Origin of the sequence: Myxococcus sp. AM011 (assembly GCF_013372595.1) — a bacterium.
Classification (GTDB): domain Bacteria; phylum Myxococcota; class Myxococcia; order Myxococcales; family Myxococcaceae; genus Myxococcus; species Myxococcus eversor.
This window is the reverse complement of the sequence record NZ_JABXEM010000045.1, coordinates 37,190-50,737: the sequence shown is the minus strand read 5'-3', so window position 1 is coordinate 50,737 and position 13,548 is coordinate 37,190. Positions and strand designations below refer to the sequence as shown.

The window sequence follows — 13,548 nt, the reverse complement described above, 5'->3', positions numbered from 1 at the left end:
GGCGCCGCCCTGACCGAGTGGCCGACCGTGCAGGCCTCCTTCGCGCCCCTGGCCCCGCCCACTCCCGTCCTGAACCCCACGCCGACCACGGCGGGCGACCGGACGAATGGCGCGGAGCGCTCTCGGATGCGCATGCGCTGTGGCATGTGCGAGCTCCGGCCCAGAGGTCCCATCGACCCGAACAAAGTGCCCCACATCTCCGTGCATGGCATCGGCGCAGGCCCCGAGGTGATGGACCCGGCCATCAACAACTTCCCGTCCAATGCGCAGGTCTACGACTTCTTCTATCCCGACAACCGGCACCCCATGGAGACGGCGGACTGCCTGCGCAACGCCATCATTCAGGCACGGGGAGCGCACTCGGGGACGACCGTGCAGGTGGTGGCGCATTCCCTCGGCGCCATCATCGCGACGGGCGCGGACCACTCGCTCGCGGACCCGGAGTGGATGCCTACGGAGGTCCCCACCAACTGCGGGTTCATGAAGAAGGTGCGCGGCCGGCACCGCAATGGCTTCGTGCTGGAGCCGGCACCGAGCCCGAGTCAGCTCGACCTCCGGATGACGTTGATCGACCCGCCCTTCCAGGGGTTCACGGATGCTCCGCTCATCGTCTCCGATTGCGTGCCCGGACCGGGAGACCTCACCGCGGGCAGCGCGCTCATGCAGACGCTGAACACCCGGCCCACTTTCTCCAGACAACGCAGGGTGTTCTATGCCAACCGCGCGAACGACGACAAAGCCCGTGACCTCACCGAGTTCGATGACGCGGACCTGGAGCTGATCTGCAAGGCCATCCGAGGGGAGACCGTGCGCACCCGGAAGTTCGGCCTCATCAACGCGTGGAACGCCGTCAAGAACCTGCGGGGGCCAGGAGGGAAGAAGCTCAAGGACGCCCTGGGCTGCGGCGGCTGCTCCGCGGCACGCATCAAGGAGCTCGCCGGGCAGGTGGCACCCCGGTTGCCGGGCGACCACACCGAAGTCATCAGGGAAATCACCTTCTGACTCCTCCTCCTGGGACGATGGAAAGGGCCGCCGCGCCGGGCGGCACATGAGACTCGCTCTGGCTCATCCCCGAAGCAAAGCGTGTCGCATGGCCGCGCGGAGGGTGGCGTCGGAAGCCCGTCAGTCCACCCGCGCCTCCGGGAGATTTCCGGGGGCCGCGAGGTCCTGCTTGGAGACGGCGGAGTAGGGACAGGGGCGCAGAGGAGAGGCGTCCCGGTGGGGCTCGGGTGGGACTCGCAGCCGGGCCGTCTCGGTCTGCGCGGTCTGCTCGGTGCAGATGCTGCCCCAGTCCGCGCCGGTGGGAACGGGGAGCAGGGGGATGGAGCTCTGTGGGAGCTGGAGCAGCGTGCGGACCTGCGCGCCATAGCGCGCGCCCATCCACGCCTTCGTGGCGCAACACTTGTCCGGCGCGTAGCAGATGTTCTTCGCCTCGACGGGCACGTGGCGGAGCGCCTGATAGAGGTCCTTGCCCTTCGCGATGCGCTCCATCACCTGCTGGCATTTCTGCTTGCGGGCCTCGCCCGTGAGGTTGCCGGCTTCAAACGACATGTCCCGGTAGGCGTTGAACAAGGACTGCAGGGAGTCACTCACCGTCTGCCGGGCAAAGGCCCACTGTCGCTGCTCCACCACGGGGCCGCTGTCGGTCTCCCGGGGAAACAACTTCCCATCGCCAAAGCCCGTCCACTCATTGCCCGACACGCTCTTGAGCCGTGCACCAAAGTGGTTGAAGCCCGAGTGGTATTCCTCCTCGCCTCGCATGTGGCGCACCCAGTTCAGGTTGTAGGAGGCCAACCGGCTGGAGCGAGGAGCAGGCAGCGGCTTGGGGACCGACGCGGCGGTCTCTCCCTGCGCGTTCATTCCCCGCATCCATCGGAGCGTCTCATTGTTCTCGGGCGTGACGCGGTTGGACGCGTAGATGCCCTTCACCGTCTCTTCCCGGCTGGTGATGAGGTGTCCGGGCGCGAAGAGGTCCGTCAGACTGTGCAGCCCGTTGGCCTCGTAATGCAGGGCCTTCCAGAGGTGGGCCTCCTCGCGCGTCTCGACGGCGAGCCGGGCGTAGTAGAGCGCCTGGCGGTGCATGGCCACGTACCAGCGCAGCGCATGCTCCTGGAAGTGCCAGTCGTTGGTGAAGGCCAGTCGCATCATCTCATCGCCCCACCACGGGCCATCGGTGGGGGTTCCCCCCGAGTCCCCCGTCGCATTTCCCAACGCACCAAACGGAGGAACCTCTCCACGACCGATGTTGCGCAGGTGGCCCAGCAGGCTGGGGTCCATGTGCGTCGCCGCGTCACCGAGCGCGCACGTCCTGTCCTGCTCGTCGCAGGTGACGGCCCGTCGATAGTCACCGTAGAGCGCGATGAGGTCTCCGAAAGTGAGGTACTCCCCTCCCCCGGATGGATGGATGGAGTCCCCGACCCAGACGAGCACGGGGCTGATGGGGGGCGCGGCGGGCGGCACATAAAGCGCTCGGATGTAGGGGAGCTGGCCGCTGGTCTTGTTGTCCACGTAGCACTGCTGTCGAGCCATCAACTCCTGCTTGAAGGCCGCTTGTGAGCGCTGGTCCACCAGTCGGATTCCATCAGGGGTGCTGGGCTTGAAGGTCTTCATCAGGTCGAACTGGATGAAGTCCTGCCCCGTGCCGGAGCGTGCCGTCCGCGTCATCACCCGCCAGGGGCGGCAATTCCTCTCCTGGGGTTGGTTGCACAGCGGAATCAGGGAGCTGCCCTCGTCTCCAAGTCGCTTGTGCTCGTCGGAGTTGAAAGCGAAGGCGGAGGCGCCGTGCAGGAGGAGCAGCAGCGGCAGGATTCGCGTCAGGGTCTTCATCATGTTCTCCAGGGATGGCATTGGTCGGGCTCACGCGAAGCGGAGGGCGTAGTTGCCGAGGAAGAGGTCGACTTCGCCCGGCTCGCCATCGAAGCCGATGGCCGCGGGCGACTGGCCGTAGCGGTCGATGATGGGTGACTCGCCCTGGGCGGCGACCCGGTAGAACTTGATGTTGAGCGAGGCGCCCGGCGCCACGCGCGCGCCACGCGGCAGCCGTGTCTCCACCCGAAGCTTTCCCTTGAAGCGAGGCGGGAGCATGACGGGCTGAGACGTGAACAACTCGGCCTCCGGACGGCTGACGCTCCAGGCCTGTCTCAAGTGGGGGTCATCGCAGCACGCCTGCACCGCGGTGCCCACGGGGAGCTGGCGGGCGGCGATGACGAAGCGGTAGCGCGTGTGGACGGGGTCCGGATTGGTGAAGCCCGTGTCCACCAGGTGCTCCTGGCGCGTGGTGGGCACCACGGTGACGTTGCGGTGGCAGACGCCTGGATTCTCGCGAACCCAGCGGGCGTACTCCTCGGAGGTGATTTCGTCGGCGGGCAGCGGGTTGGCGTGTCCCTCCGTCACCACCCGGGCGATGAGGCACGGATGCGTGCCCATGGGAGAAGGCGGACGCCACTCGAAGTGCTCGCTGGAGCAGACGAAGTCGTTGGCTCCACCGCTCACCTGCACGTAGTCCGTGAGGCCCGTGGCCGTGCGCAGGACCTGGTGCTTCCAGTCGCGCGGGTGGGTGAGCAGCGCGGAGTCGGACCAGTAGAGGAAGACGCGACCCGACTGTGGCGTGGACTTGTAGTTCCACCCTCGCACGTAGATGTTGTTCAGCACGCCCGCCAGCACGTTGCGGCCAGCGTCCTCGGCCCAGGTCCGGCGCTGCTCCTCGGGCGAGAGCTCCTCGGCCTGCATCGGGATGATGTCGGGGGAAATCCACCACGACACATTGGGAGAGGGGATTCGTCCGTCGTCATCGAGGGAGTCCCTGAGGTTGATGTCGCTCCAGGGCGTACGGGTGGCGTCATGGCCAGGCATGCTGTGCTCCAGGTGGGTTGTGAGAGGTGCTCCGCGCTCACGCCGTGGCGGCGGAGCGCGGTTCGTCAGGGCTTCATGAGGGACGCGAGGCCCGGGTCAGACGCCGCCGCCCTTCTTGATGACGACCTCGGGCGAGATGTCCACGGGAGGCGAGCCCGTGCCCTCCGGCGAGGACCGGAGCACCAGTCGCCACGTGGCCAGGCGCTCCGGGTGGGCGAAGTCCTTGCCCAGCTCCCCGTTGATGCCGCGCACGGTGAAGGGCCGCTCCAGCCCGCTCTCCACGTGGAGCGCATGACCGCTCAGCGTGGCCCGCTCCGGCTGGGTGACTTCGACGTGGACCCCCTCGCTGTGCGCGTCCTGGAACGGCACGACGACCTGGTCCCCGGACCGCAACAGGGGCTGGGTCGAGTGCGTCATGAGCCGAAGCTGGATGTCCGAGTCCATCGACTCGGCGCGGAGCAGCACGCGGCGGGTGTCCATGGGGAGCTCGTACGTGGCGGGGGGACTGGCGGTGTCGGGCATCGGGACTCCTGGGTGAAGTGACTCACCCATGGAAGTGTCGCGAGCCTCCGGACTGTTCATTCACGACGCACGATTTCTTCACCGGGCCGTCGTTTCGCGGCAGCGCCGGGGGCCCGCGAGCCAGTCGGAGACCTGCTTCGCCCGCTCGGCACCGGCACCCTTCAGGGTGGCGTAGACGTCCAGCGCGTCCTGGGCGAGTCGTCGCGCCCGGCACGCCTCCCGCCCTTCCCTGTCCAGCACGCGAGCCAGCGTCCACCGCACGTCCGCGAGGTCCACCGGCCGGCCCGGAGTGGCCTCTCGCAGGCGCAGGGCCTCCTCCAGACTGTCCCGGGCCCTCGCCAGCCGCCCCAGCCGCAGCAGGGCTCCGCCCTTGGAGGCCAGCACCAGCGCGCGCAGCCGCTCCCGGTTTCCTCCCGCGTCCCGTGCCAGCTCGGCCTCGGCCTCCTCGAGGATGCGCACCGCCTCGGCGTGCCGGCCGAGCTGCACGAGCGTCTCTCCCAGGTAGCTGAGCGTCTGGATGCGCTCGGCGTGTCCCGGGGGAAGCGCGAGGCGCTGCGCGTCCAGCGCGCTCCGGTACGCCTCCAGTGAGGGCTCCAGCTCCCGGCGCCAGTAGTGCACCACCCCGAGTGACAGCTCCGCGTCCGCGCGCGCGGGGTGTCCTTCGGGGAGCACGCGCCGGTAGATGTCGCGGGCGCGCCGTGCATGCTCCAGCGCCTCGTCGCGACGTCCCGTGGCGAGCATCAGGCTGGTCAGCGCGAGGTGGGCGCGGCCGACGTCGCGGTGCCAGTCCCCATGGGCCGCGCTCCAGAGCGCGAGGGCGCGTTCGAGGCGGGTTCGACTGCTGTCCATGCGCCCCATCGTGAGCTCGAGCGTGCCCAGGTCATGGAGCGCGCGCGCCACCTGCGGATGTCCAGGGCCCAGCTCCGCTTCCATGAGGGCCAGCGACTCTTCGTAGGCGGCCACGGCGGGGCCGGTGTCCCCCCGGGATTCGAGCGCGTTGGCCAGCCCCAGCAGCGCACTGGCGAGCGCGACGGGGGCATTGCCTGCCTCTCTCAGCATGGCGACGGCTTCGCGGTGGTGGGGCTCCGCGCGCTCGGGCTGGCCTTCCACGTACTCCAGGCGTCCCAGGTAGGTGGTGAGCTCGGCCCGTCGTGGCCCTCGCGTGACGCCGATGCGAGCCAGCGCGGCGCTCGCGCGACGAGACCAGTCCCGTCCTTCCCGGGGCGCCTCCAGTTCGCGGACGGCGGTCCGGGTGAGGAAGGTCCAGAGGTCCGCCGCCACGTCGTCGGCCCTGTGGGCCTCGGCCAGGTCCACCGCGGAGCTCAGCGAGGCCACGGCTTCCACGAGCTTGCCGGTGGCCGCCTGGAGTCGGCCCACCTGGAACAGGGCCTCGGCGCGCACGGGCGGGTAGTCGAGGACGTCGGCGCGGGTGAGCGCCTCGCGGGCCTCGGCCAGTCCTTCGGCATAGCGGCCGGAGAGTTCCTCGGCGCGGGCGTGGTCCAGGCGCGCGCGCACCGCGTCGATGGCCGCGCGCGCCGCGGGAGCTTCCGGGAGGGAGGGCAGTCGCTGGAGGGCCTCCAGGTCCGCGCAGCGTGACGGCGCCGACAGCCGGGAGACGGCATCCACCGCGCTCTCCAGCGTGGCGGGGCCCGCCTGGGTGAAGGCGTGAAGCAGCCCCTCCATTTCTCGCGCGGAGCGGTCCAGGCAGGCAGTGCGCAAATCGAGCAGCGCCGGGGACTGCACCTTGTAGACGTGCGAGGCCTCGCAAGCGGCCCGGCGCTCGCGAGCCCAGGCCGACGCATGGGCGTCGAGCCCGCGCACCACCCGGAGCGCGGTGTCCATCGCGAAGGGGCGTCCCTCCCGAGACAGCGCGGCGCGCACCGCGTCCGCGCGAGTCGGACTCCACACCTGGCCGAGCTCGGTGCCCGCCTGGGCGCAGGTCGCCTCCGCGTCCGCGCCGGGCCGGGCCACGACACCGGCGACGAGGCCGAGTCCCACCACCGTCGCTGCCACCACGCCAAGTCGCTGCCGCCGGGGCTCCGGGGCCAGCGCGGTCAGCAGCGCGTCCAGGTTCGCGTGGCGCGCGGCGGGTGTCATGGACAGCCCACGCTCCAGCGCGGCACGGACTCGCGCGGGGACAGGGCCGCGCGGGGGCCGTTGAAGCCTGCCGGCGAGCACGGCGGCGCGGAGCTCGTCGCTGTTCGCGCCCGCGAAGGGGAGCGCGTCAAACAGCGCCTCGTACGTCATGGCGCAGAAGCTGAACTGGTCGCTCGCCGCGTCGGCTTCCGCGCCGCGCCAGACCTCGGGTGCCATATAGGCGGGCGTTCCAACGCGGGTGCCCGTCTGGGTGAGTCGCACCGAGGCGTCCTCACCGCCGCCAGGAGGACTGGGGGGCGAGGTGTCGGAGGTGGACCGGGCCAGGCCGAAGTCCGCGATGCGGGCCCGTCCGTCGGCGCCCACGAGCACGTTGTCGGGCTTGACGTCGCGATGGACCAGTCCGGCCGCATGCGCGGCGGCGAGGCCGCGTCCCGCCTGGATGACCACGTCGAGCACCGTGCGCCAGGTCCGGGGCTCGGCTCGCAGCCACTGACGCAGGCTCTCGCCCCGCACGAGCTCCATGGCGATGAACAGCCGTCCCTCGAAGTGCTCCACCTCGTAGACGTGGACGATGTGGGGATGGGAGAGCTGGGCCAGCGCACGCGCCTCGCGGAGGATTCGCTCCCCGGCGGGGGCCTCCAGCTCGGGCAACATCAGCTTGAGGGCCACCTTGCGCTCGAGCCTGTCGTCATAGGCGCTGTACACCTCCCCCATGCTCCCGGCGCCCAGGCGTTCGAGCAGGACGTAGCGGCCGACGCGCGGAGGCTCCACGGGGATGCCCAGCACCCGGGCGCGGCTGGCGGCCTCCAGTCGTCGCGACTCCAGGTCGGCGGATGGCGCCGCCTGGGCCACGCGTGCGCCAAGTGACGAGGGAGACGAGGGGTCCGTCATGGCGCGGGCCTCCGACTACCCGCCATCCAACCGCGCACGGAGCTGGGCGGCCCAGTGCTCGAGTCGGGTGACGGTGCTGCGCAGGTGCTCCGGGCTGTCGGTGAGCGCGGCCAGGGACTCGCGCAGCAGCTCCCTCGCCCGCATCAGCCGGCCGCGCGCCGTGGGGGCGGGGATTCCGAGCACGTCCGCCATCTCCTCCGAGGAGAGCTGCTCCCAGTAGTGCAGCTCCAGCACGGCCTGATGGGTGACGGGGATGCGACGCAGGGCTTCCAACAGGAGACGCTGCTCCTCTTGCCGGGCGTGGATGCTGCTCGGCCCGGGAGCGAGGTCCTGGATGGACACCGTCTCCAAATCCACGGGCTCACGCGCGCGGCGGCGCAGGTGCGCGCACAGCACGTGGTGCGCGACGCCGAAGACGTAGGAGCGGAAGGTGGCGCTGCTCCGGACGCGCTCCAGTCCCTCCACGCAGCCGGTGAAGGTCTGTTGGATGAGGTCCTCCGCGCCGACGGAGAGCTTGTTGCGGAAGTAGCGGGCGAGCGCCGGGTAGTACCGCTCGAAGAGTCGCGTCCCCGCTCGACGGTCTCCGGCCTTCCACGCGGTCAGCAGCGAGACGTCGTCATCCATGGCGCGGCGCTCTCACGATGTATCAGGGAGACTGCCTTCTGCTGACCGCCCGTTCGTGGAGGGTATCCGCGGACGGGGCCAGCCCTTGTCGGAGCGTAGGCGCCGGAGTGGAGGTGGGCAAGGAGCCGCGAGGACTCCGCGCCCCCATTCGCTCGCGTGTTAGCGTCTCTCATGGACTTGGAGTCATCGGAGCGACCCTTCCTCGAACGGCTCTTCACGCCGCACCCGGGTCGCGAGTTCCTGACGGAGTACTGGCCCACGCGGCACCTGGTCTGCCACGGCCCGCTCGAACGACTCGGGGAGCTCGCGGAGCTGCCCGAGCTCCACGACATCGAGCGGTTGCTGCACACCTACCGCAACCCGGTGATGGTCGCGCTGCCGGACAAGCGCGATGAGCACAGCGTCATCCGGGTAGAGGCGCAGGCTGCGGCGGCCTTGTACCGCAGCGGAATGGCGCTCATCCTCGACTCGGCGGAGCGCTACCTCCCCCTGGTCGAGCAGTGGCTGCACATGGTGGCGTTCGAGCTGGGGCTGGCGCGCAACGCCGTGGCGCGGGCCATCTTCTATGCCTCACCGTCGGGTGGCGGAAATAGCCCCCACTTCGACGCGAACGCGAACATCGTCGTGCAGGTGCGCGGCACCAAGCGCTGGACGCTCGCGCCCAATACGCAGCTGCCCCTGCCCACGGACCGCTGGGCGATGAACATGGGGCCGCCCTCGCCCGAGCTGGCCAGCTACCTGGAGCAGGAGCTGCCCGAGCAGATGCCCGAGGGTGCCGAGGTCATCACGCTCGAGCCCGGCTCGGTGCTCTTCGTGCCGCGTGGCTACTGGCACGCCACCGAGGCCTCGGAGGACACGCTGGCGCTGAACTTCACGTACAGCCAGCCCACCTGGGCGGACGTGGTCAGCGCCGCGCTGCGACAGCAGTTGCAGAAGGACGTGCGGTGGCGCGCGCTCGCCGACGGAATCGGCTCGCCGGACCCCGAGCGCAGCGGAGCGTGCCACGCGCGACTCTCCGAGTTGCTGCACGAACTGCAGGCCCACGTCCTGGAACTGGAGGCCCGGAAGATCGTGGAGGAGAGCTAGGGCTCGGGATTCGGCCCGCCGCAGTACCACCACAACGCGGAGGAACAAGAGATGGAAAGACTGAAGCGAGCAGCCAGGTGGTTGGCGGCGATAGTGATGCTTGGACTGACGGCTGGCTGTGGTGAACCCATGCCTGAGGACTCGCAAGAGACCTTGCAAGAGCGCCCGAGTGAGTTCGAGTCAAACGTGAGGGCCCAAGCATGCGAAGACAACATCGCCTGCCTTTGCTCAAGAGCCTGCAATCAATCTTGCGGCCAGACAAACCCGACGTGCTGGGATGAGTGCTTCCAGAGCTGTGTGAACTGAGGACTGCCGCACAGCGCTTCAGTGCCCTGCCCCCAGCAAGTCGGCGCATGGCGGCCCGCCCTGGTGCTCAAGGACGGGCCGCCAGCCATACTGCCCGGCGGTCATGCCCGACAGGCCGAACTGCTTGCGAGGAAGCATCTCCCAAGGACTGCCGCGCCTCAGCATGAAGACAACAGTGAGAGCCTGGGCTTTCCGTGACACGGTAAAGCTCCAGTTGTCCCTCTCCCATGGGCTTGCGCTCCATGCCGTAGATTCAGTCTCTTATGTTTGGCTATCCTGTAGACTGGTCTGGGCACTCAAAGTGTCCATGGGGGTCGCTCAATGAAGAACGTCCGTGCGGTCATGGCCGCCCTGGTCTGCATTTCCATCGTGGGGTGTGGCGGATCCACTCCCGACAACCTCGACACCGTGGAGGTCTCCTCGGACGAGGAGCGTGGAGCAGTCTCACAGTTCAGTACTTGTTCGGCGAACTGCGGTCCCAATCTGGCCCTGTCCTGCACCAGCGCGATCTGCTCCTCGGAAGATGGAGTGGGAGTGACGTGCAACGGTGTGTTCCAGAGCTGTGACTTCGCGGTCTGCACGGGCCTGTCTGCGTGCAGCCAATGGGCAAACAGCCTGTGCTCTCCCGTGGGTGCGCAGCGGGATTGTTGCCATGGCGATGCGCTGGCCCGAGTCGTCTGCAGATACGAGAACGGCCCTTCGTCGCGGACCTTCTGGCGCCTCGAATACGTCCCGTAAGAGTCATCCCTTTATTGGTTGTCGTGCCCAGCGTGGGACAGCCCACCCTGCCGGAAGCCGCGGCCTGGTCGCTGACTCACCAGCTACGGGCGGCGCTCAGGCTTCGTCGTCGGGGAGGAGCATCCGGAGAAGCTCATCGTCAGGACCGAGAGGACGCCAGCCGGCCGGTGGCGGATTGGCGAGGAGCGATGTCCTGATTTCGCGTGCACGCCCCTTGTGCGTATCTGGGGTATAGGCAATCCAGGGGCCAAGTGCCTTTGCGACTGCGAATCGACTCGTGTCGTCGAGCACTGCCGGCCACCCATCAGGGAGGCTCCCCCATAGCTCGCGCACGAGTTGTCCACGAACCAAGCGGGTCACTTGCTTGCTTCGCACCGCCTCGATGACCAGACCATCGTACACCTGGACTCCGGCAACGTCGTCCGGCCCGAGCTCCTCGGCCAGTGCCACCAGCGATGCGGTGGGGCGGGACTCGGCAAAAGTCGTGAGTGAGTCGTAGCCGCGTTCGCGGACGCGCTCATACACACGGGCCTTCCAGTTCCCCTGCCACGAACGTCCATCCGTCATCGACTTCTCCCTTTGGTGAACTTCATCGGGATGTCGTAGCTCCGCATGCGCTCCGCGACGATGTCCAGAACCTCGTTCCGCGTCAACATCCGACCTGTCGTGGTCTCAGCTTCGTGCAGTGCCTCCATGATCAGCCGACTCCATTCTCCGGGCCACATACGCCCCAGCTTCCAGTTCCCACCTCCGTGAATCGCCTCGTGGTGAGCCTGCTCCAGCCGGACACAGAACTGGTCGATGTCCATGTCGCCCTTGAAGCCGCGCGCCTCGAACCACTCGCGGTGCTCCTTCGGCATGACGTGGTGCTTCGGGGCCTCGGACATGCCCGCTCCCGCCTTGCCCGTCACGCGCATGCCGCGCACCTCGGGACTGTCGCCCAGGGCATCGCGCACGCCCGTGGGCAAGTCCTGGTGAGCTTGCGCCATCATCGCCTGCCCACCGTGAATGCGGATGGCCGCGCTCACCACGGGGACGGAGAGGACGCCCGCCTGCACCAGCCGCCGCATCATCTCCACCCACTCGGCGGAAACGACAAGCTGTGAGCCCACCATGACGCCGCCAGAACTCATGACAAGGCCCACGCCAAGCGTCGCGGGGGCGGCCGGTGGCAGCCTGGGGGGCCCCAACTTCAGCGTGGAAATCATGGCGAGCATCTCCAACACCTGCACCGCCACCATGATCTTGCCCCCTGTCTCCATGGCGGACCGGGCGTCCGCGTGCATCATGTTGAACTCACGCGTCAGCTTCCCCATCAGCTCAGGCATCGCGAGTGCCGCCGCCTCGACGCGCACGGGACTTTGGGAGGTGAGGTCCGCGAGCGTTGGCTCCATCAAGCCCTGAACGCGGTGGAGGTCGATGAACAGCTTCTCGTCGCCGCACATCGGGCACTCTCGGAGCAAGACGTCGGAGAGCTGGAGGAAGTCCACCCAGGTGGCGAACAGCAGGGCGCCGAACATCGCGGACTGGAACCGTGGGCCCGCCATGCGCAGGACGCCCAGCTCCATCTCCGAGTCCCCCACCTCCGACGCGACACTGGCCAGCTCCGTCGCGCCACCGAGAGCGCCACGAATCCACGCCACTTGCCGTGAACCGTGGTCGAGATAGCGCGTGAACGCGCCGCCACTGAGGGCCCTGCCACTGAAGACGGGCGCGCGCCCAGCGAGTTGGGAGAGCATGGACTCGGCCTCCTTCAGCGAGCCCTTCACATCGTCGATGGATTCGAGGAGGGTTTGCCGCGTCCCCTAGGCGCTCGGGCCGCCGCCTCCGGTAGCGGGTGTGCCAGGTCCAGCGAGCGTCACGGCGGCTCGTGGAGTCCTCGGTCGCCACCGCCGTTGCTCCGCATCAGGACCAGCGAAGGAGGACGGGAGGTCAACCGGGACGCGTGAGGACGTGTCGCTCGGTGTGTTGGCCCAAGAGCGCGCCCCTGGCCTGCCTGCCGGCGCATGCCGTACTCATCGAGACACCAGCGACGGCTGCGCTCGCACGCTTGCTCCAAGCTGCGCAGCCGTTCACCCCCGAAGCAGTCGTCACGCACCGTGGGGACGCTGCGCTCCACGCGCCCCTTGTCCTGGGGGCTTCGGGCGCGGGCCGCGTCCACATGGAAGCCCCGGGCCTGCGCGTACTCGAGGAAGGCGGGCGTCACCCGAGCGCCCAGCGCGTCCGCCGTGACGACGAGGGCCTTCGTGTTGTCGGGTACCAACACCCGGAGCTGCCGCGCGATGTGCTTCTTCGCCGCGCCGCCCAGCCGCAACAGCAGCGCCTCCTTCACCTCTTCCATCGTGACCTCTCGAAAGCCCGTCACCTCTCCCGGAGGAGGGGCGTAGGCCGTGAGTCACGCGGGTGGGGTCAAAGGTTTTGAGAAACCCTCATCCCCAAGGGATCAATGGTTTCGAGAAACTTGCCCCAGCGGGGATCAATGGTTTTGAGGACCGACAGCCGCCGTCGATTGTCCAGCCCTACTTGCCTGCCCGCTGGCGGGTGAGCAGCCGTGCGTGCCATGACGCCACCTCCCTACGGCGGCAACACCGCAGGCCCAGGAGGTAATTGCCGGCGTAGAAAAAACGGAGCCCTCCGACCCAAGGCACTTCCACCCGCAGGCCACAGCATCTCAATCACGCGCGGGTGCGCACCAGGGTCATAGAGGCAAGGAAAGAGAGATGTGTCTACCCAATCCCGGAACATGTCGAGACCATCTTTCTTGCCCCTCCCGCCCATCGAATGATGACGGACAAATCTATTTCACTCTCTTCAGCACATGCTCGGTGATGTCGTCAGACGGCCCCGCGTAGACGGTGGCACCGGAGTCGACAACAATGTTGAATCCATTTTCTTTTGCGAGTTCGCGCACCGCCTTTCGGATGCGATTCATTATTTTATTGGTTTCCTCCATCTTGCGCCGACGATTGTCGGCCTCGAAGGCTTGGGCCTTCGCGCTGTAGGAGTTCTGCTTGCGCTGAGTTTCCGTCTCAAGCTTGCTGCGCTCGCTATCAGTCATGCCTGGGCCGTCGCTTTGCAGGCGCTCTGTTGAGCGCCGGACCTCTGCCCACATCTTCTCAAGCTCCGCGGCACGGCTCTTAAACTCATTCTCCAATTGCCTTGCAGTAGCGCTCGTATCCACTAGCTGCCTTGCAATGTTGGCTACATCCACGACCGCAATCTTTGCGACAACCTGAGCATCGACCAGAACTGACATAGTCAAACTCTCCGTAAGTCAATGCGAATCACATTGAGCAGGCGACGACTCAGGAGGTGTTGGTTGATGGTCAGTGCGCCGTCCCATCCCCCCTACCGCCTCATTCTCATTTCCAAGCTATGGTAGGGGTACTTACGGAATAAGCGCTAGTGGGCGAGGGCTGAAGGTGTCTTGTC

At 67.9% G+C, this 13,548-nt stretch carries 11 protein-coding genes; 2 read left to right on the top strand and 9 right to left on the bottom strand.

From position 1 onward, the window contains the following. On the top strand, window positions 1–1,002 hold a 1,002-nt coding region (locus tag HUW62_RS12335), incomplete at its 5' end, for a triacylglycerol lipase (protein ID WP_217911283.1). 120 nt (window positions 1,003–1,122) lie between these two features. Here the strand turns inward: HUW62_RS12335 and HUW62_RS12330 are convergent. The 5 genes from HUW62_RS12330 to HUW62_RS12310 form a co-directional block, all read right to left on the bottom strand. Further along, window positions 1,123–2,829, bottom strand: coding sequence for a hypothetical protein (locus tag HUW62_RS12330; protein ID WP_163861682.1), 1,707 nt, complete (start codon window positions 2,827–2,829; stop codon window positions 1,123–1,125). Between the two features lie 27 nt (window positions 2,830–2,856). Further along, entirely contained in the window at window positions 2,857–3,852 is a 996-nt protein-coding gene (locus HUW62_RS12325; protein ID WP_163861680.1) for a hypothetical protein, read from the bottom strand. Between the two features lie 96 nt (window positions 3,853–3,948). After that, window positions 3,949–4,374: a hypothetical protein gene (locus HUW62_RS12320; protein ID WP_163861678.1), complete on the bottom strand. Its 426-nt coding sequence runs from the start codon at window positions 4,372–4,374 to the stop codon at window positions 3,949–3,951. Window positions 4,375–4,452: 78 nt separating this feature from the next. Then, window positions 4,453–7,362 (bottom strand): tetratricopeptide repeat protein, encoded by a 2,910-nt coding sequence (locus tag HUW62_RS12315; protein WP_176434545.1) that lies wholly within the window; start codon window positions 7,360–7,362, stop codon window positions 4,453–4,455. Window positions 7,363–7,377: 15 nt separating this feature from the next. Continuing rightward, window positions 7,378–7,986, bottom strand: coding sequence for an RNA polymerase sigma factor (locus HUW62_RS12310; RefSeq protein WP_176434544.1), 609 nt, complete (start codon window positions 7,984–7,986; stop codon window positions 7,378–7,380). Between the two features lie 171 nt (window positions 7,987–8,157). On the opposite strand from HUW62_RS12310, the gene HUW62_RS12305 reads away from it, so the two are divergent. After that, complete coding sequence (locus HUW62_RS12305; RefSeq protein ID WP_176434543.1) at window positions 8,158–9,072, top strand: cupin domain-containing protein; 915 nt, start codon at window positions 8,158–8,160, stop codon at window positions 9,070–9,072. A 1,140-nt stretch (window positions 9,073–10,212) separates the two neighbouring features. Here the strand turns inward: HUW62_RS12305 and HUW62_RS12300 are convergent. The 4 genes from HUW62_RS12300 to HUW62_RS12285 form a co-directional block, all read right to left on the bottom strand. Then, on the bottom strand, window positions 10,213–10,683 hold the full coding sequence (locus tag HUW62_RS12300) for an NUDIX hydrolase (protein WP_163861666.1): 471 nt from the start codon (window positions 10,681–10,683) through the stop codon (window positions 10,213–10,215). Continuing rightward, entirely contained in the window at window positions 10,680–11,855 is a 1,176-nt protein-coding gene (locus tag HUW62_RS12295; protein WP_176434542.1) for a DUF2380 domain-containing protein, read from the bottom strand. Before HUW62_RS12295 ends, HUW62_RS12300 begins: the two co-directional genes overlap by 4 nt. 119 nt (window positions 11,856–11,974) lie before the next feature. Further along, complete coding sequence (locus HUW62_RS12290; RefSeq protein WP_176434541.1) at window positions 11,975–12,457, bottom strand: hypothetical protein; 483 nt, start codon at window positions 12,455–12,457, stop codon at window positions 11,975–11,977. Between the two features lie 456 nt (window positions 12,458–12,913). Then, window positions 12,914–13,372 (bottom strand): OmpH family outer membrane protein, encoded by a 459-nt coding sequence (locus tag HUW62_RS12285; RefSeq protein WP_163861662.1) that lies wholly within the window; start codon window positions 13,370–13,372, stop codon window positions 12,914–12,916. Between the last annotated feature and the right edge of the window lie 176 nt (window positions 13,373–13,548).

What these genes read in the sequence shown, in the direction of transcription:
- HUW62_RS12285 (WP_163861662.1), bottom strand. Translation starts at nt 13,372, where the DNA reads ATGTCAGTTCTGGTCGATGCTCAGGTTGTCGCAAAGATTGCGGTCGTG.
- HUW62_RS12305 (WP_176434543.1), top strand. Translation starts at nt 8,158, where the DNA reads ATGGACTTGGAGTCATCGGAGCGACCCTTCCTCGAACGGCTCTTCACG.
- HUW62_RS12310 (WP_176434544.1), bottom strand. Translation starts at nt 7,986, where the DNA reads ATGGATGACGACGTCTCGCTGCTGACCGCGTGGAAGGCCGGAGACCGT.
- HUW62_RS12290 (WP_176434541.1), bottom strand. Translation starts at nt 12,457, where the DNA reads ATGGAAGAGGTGAAGGAGGCGCTGCTGTTGCGGCTGGGCGGCGCGGCG.
- HUW62_RS12330 (WP_163861682.1), bottom strand. Translation starts at nt 2,829, where the DNA reads ATGATGAAGACCCTGACGCGAATCCTGCCGCTGCTGCTCCTCCTGCAC.
- HUW62_RS12325 (WP_163861680.1), bottom strand. Translation starts at nt 3,852, where the DNA reads ATGCCTGGCCATGACGCCACCCGTACGCCCTGGAGCGACATCAACCTC.
- HUW62_RS12320 (WP_163861678.1), bottom strand. Translation starts at nt 4,374, where the DNA reads ATGCCCGACACCGCCAGTCCCCCCGCCACGTACGAGCTCCCCATGGAC.
- HUW62_RS12295 (WP_176434542.1), bottom strand. Translation starts at nt 11,855, where the DNA reads ATGCTCTCCCAACTCGCTGGGCGCGCGCCCGTCTTCAGTGGCAGGGCC.
- HUW62_RS12315 (WP_176434545.1), bottom strand. Translation starts at nt 7,362, where the DNA reads ATGACGGACCCCTCGTCTCCCTCGTCACTTGGCGCACGCGTGGCCCAG.
- HUW62_RS12300 (WP_163861666.1), bottom strand. Translation starts at nt 10,683, where the DNA reads ATGACGGATGGACGTTCGTGGCAGGGGAACTGGAAGGCCCGTGTGTAT.